This is a genomic window from Treponema sp. R80B11-R83G3 (assembly GCF_054786115.1).
Genome location: NZ_BDHF01000119.1, coordinates 1 through 3,450 on the forward strand (window position 1 = coordinate 1; position 3,450 = coordinate 3,450).

General features: G+C 43.9%; 3 protein-coding genes. All 3 read right to left on the reverse strand.

Annotated features, from left to right (window positions below; translation table 11 throughout):
* A partial coding sequence (locus ACYVRH_RS11300; protein ID WP_461257018.1) for a hypothetical protein occupies window positions 1–379 on the reverse strand: 379 nt, incomplete at its 3' end.
* A 33-nt stretch (window positions 380–412) separates the two neighbouring features.
* Window positions 413–2,077 (reverse strand): SH3 domain-containing protein, encoded by a 1,665-nt coding sequence (locus ACYVRH_RS11305; RefSeq protein WP_461257019.1) that lies wholly within the window; start codon window positions 2,075–2,077, stop codon window positions 413–415.
* 109 nt (window positions 2,078–2,186) lie between these two features.
* On the reverse strand, window positions 2,187–3,450 hold a 1,264-nt coding region (locus tag ACYVRH_RS11310; RefSeq protein ID WP_461257020.1), incomplete at its 5' end, for a leucine-rich repeat domain-containing protein.

Sequence of the window (3,450 nt, forward strand, 5' to 3'; positions counted from 1 at the left end):
GGACTATATGTATAATAGAGACATCTTGTCCTATCCAGTAACGCAATTCATATATACCGCTGATGGTATCAATAAAAAAACCCACAAGCCGGCATCCATCTACCGCTCCATTTGCTTCAATCTGTTTTTTATCACCATTAGCATTTACATAAGTTCCAGCAAACTGTGTTTGAAACGGTGTTTCAGACGGCATTTCATTCGGTGAGTCAGGCGTTTCAAACGGAGATGCCGTACCGCTTGTTTCTGCCGAAGCTGCCGTGCCGACTGTTTCCGCCGAAGCTGCCGCCGATTTGTTTTTGTTACAAGCGGGAAATAATAAGACTGCTCCCAACGCCAGCGCAATCCCGACAATTACAGTTGCCATTTTTTTATTAAACATGCATTACTCCTTTTGTTTTATCTCTTGATAATTTTATTCCTTATAAAATACATCATCAGGGGTAGAACCGTACCCCCAAATAAACAAACGGACTTTTGTTGTATCTGATTGAATAAACGGAATGTTCACCATATCAGGAAATTTTTGAACATCAGTAATGTCAAGTCCAACAGGATATAATTCCATGTGCACGGCTTCCTGACTGCTGCCGGTAATCCATGTGTATGAACCGTTGGTTTTACGCGCATAATCAAAAGTTTTTACCCCTACCACCTCTTTCACATCAAAAACAAATGCGCCGTCTTTTATAAGCTGATATTTTTGTCCATTACCGTTTTTCCACTCTCCGACAAAATCAGATAAATCGCCTTTTAAGATTTTTGAATAATCGTATGATACCGGGGCTGTTTCCGATAAATAGCCGGAAAAAAGCCAACCTACAGTTCCGTCTGCGGTTTTAACTTTGTACCACGGCGCGGTTATTTTATCTATAGTTTCAGTATTACCGACTTCAATCAATTCAACTTTGCTGCCCTGAGGAACACCCGCGATTCTATTGTCTTTGCTTGTGTCCGGCTCGCTTCTTAAGCGCAAATTTGTTGCCGCGTAATAAATTTCGGTTTGCGGTGCGGTTTGCGTCGAGGTTTGCGCGGAGTCGTCTTTATCCGACCAGTTTAGTCCGTCGGTTGAATACAGCGAGTAGAGGGTGTCGCTGTAGCCGTACCCATATGCCATTGTAAAAAAACTGCCCTCACTAAATCCGACGGAATAAAAGCCGGCATAGTTCTGGACAATCTTTGTTGTCCAATTTACTCCGTCTGTTGAAACTGCACAAACCGCATCGCCCTGCTTCTTCCCGCTAGAAGAGACATTGCTTCCGACTGCAACGAATCTGCCGTTGCCTATGGCTATGCCCGTAGAAGGAAAGTTAGAGGGGTAGGTCTTCGACCATTTTACTCCGTCTGTTGAAGCTGCGAAAAATGAGGAATTATCATTGTATCCGTTTATAAAAAATATGCCGTTGCCGAAGGACATGATTATGATATTGGTTTTGTCCAGTATTGGGTCTTTGATTTCCTTCCATTTTGTGCCGTCTGTTGAAACCATCAGCAGGCCCGTGTATTCATCGATCCCGCCAGGTCCGCCTTCATTAATAATGTTTCCGCCCAATACAAATGTGCCGTTGCCAAAGGCCAGTCCGGCGGGTCTGGCTCCGTCAGGCCAAGGATAATCCGCCTTTTTCCAGTTTACGCCGTCTTTAGAATACGCCATCATGAAGTTCCTGCCCCAGCCGCCATAGGCATCCTCAGTATTCTGCGAACCATAGGCGGCAAACTTGCCGTTTCCGTAGACGATGCGCTCGACAAGGTAATAAGTTTGATGCGGTTGATACAATTTCGGGAACGGGGTATTCGCGGCTTTCCATGTTTCGCCCTTGTCACCGGAATAGGCTATCGTGTGCATTTGGTTTTCTCCCGATGTAAGGCCGGTGGTAACAAACTTTCCGTTTCCTTCAATAATGTTGTTAATATCGATTCTTTCCCAACCTGCAGGCTGTGCATTCACAATACCGATAACGGTCGTACCGCCACCCTCCGCTTTTTTGGTACAAGCGGTCATTGAAAGCCCGATTACTGCAACAATCAGTATTAGCAAGCTAATGCCGATTTGTCGCGCTTTTGATTTTTTGTTTTTCATAAAAACTCCTTTGTGATATTTTAACTCAAGCCGTCTGTAACGGGCAATGATTTATAAAAGAAAGGGAAAAGGGAAGGGATATGATCCCCATTCCCTTTTCCCTAATTAACTACTCGTCTATCATCCACACTGAATCCTCGTTCACAGGAGCGGTGGTGGTATACGTTCCCGGCGTTCCGTTGACGCCGTCTTCTCCGTAAAACTTATCGCGCAAGTCGCCGAGGAATGGTGAATACTTAAATTGACCGGCAAAATAATCATAATGAATCGTCCCTTGAAACGTTACACTGGTAAGGTTGATACAGCCCTCAAAATCTTCCTCTCCAATACTGGTATCGATGGTGCAACCGGAAAAAGCACTTGCCCCAATGCTGGAAACGCTGCTGGGTATGGTTATATTGGTAAGGCTGGTACAACCGGAAAAAGCAGCCGCCTCAATGCTGGTAAAGTCGTCGTTGGTAGGTAGTGTTATGCTGGTAAGGTTTGCACAACCCAAAAAAGCACTCGCTCCAATGTTGGTAACGCTGTCCGGTATGGTTATGCCGGTAAGGCTGGTACAATAAGAAAAAGCATTCTCCCCAATGCTGGTAAAGTTATCGTTGAAAGGCAGTGTTATACTGGTAAGATTGGCGCAACCCCCAAAAGCTTTATTATCAATTAAGGTAACGATGTTTGGCAAAATTACGCTGATAAGGTTTGTACAGTAATAAAATGCCTCATTATTAATACCGGTAAAGGTACTGCCGGAAAGGTCAAGGTTGACGTATTTTGCAGATGAATTTGAAATTGCATGCCCGACAGTAAACTTGTCGTCTGAACGGCCGCCAAGATCGTTCACGTTCAATTTTACAGTATAAGGGGTGGTGGTACTGTTAGTAGGCAGAGCGGTCAGCAGTTTTTCTAATACGACATTGTTGGTAGCATTTATTTCGGCAATTTTGTCGCAACCGTTAAAAGCGTTTTCATTAATGCTTTCAATGCCGTTGCCTATGGTTATACTGGTAATACTGGTACACCCAAAAAAAGCAAATTCATCAATGCTGGTAACGCTGTCGGGAATGGTTATGCTCTGAATCCTAATGCAATAGCCAAAAGCTGTCCCGCCAATTCTTTCAACTTTGTTCCCTAATGTTACACTGTTAAGGTAGCCGCACATTCTAAAAGCATTTTCCCCAATGTCGGTAACGTTGTCGGGAATAGTTATGCTTAAAAGACTGTCGCATCCATAAAAAGCACCGTCTCCAATACTGGTAACGGTGTTTGGTAAGGTTATACCGGCAATGCTACAACAGCCATCAAAAGTTCTATCAGGAACACTGGTAAAGGTATTGCCGGAAAGGTCAAGGTGGATTAATTTTAATTCTGAGTATGAA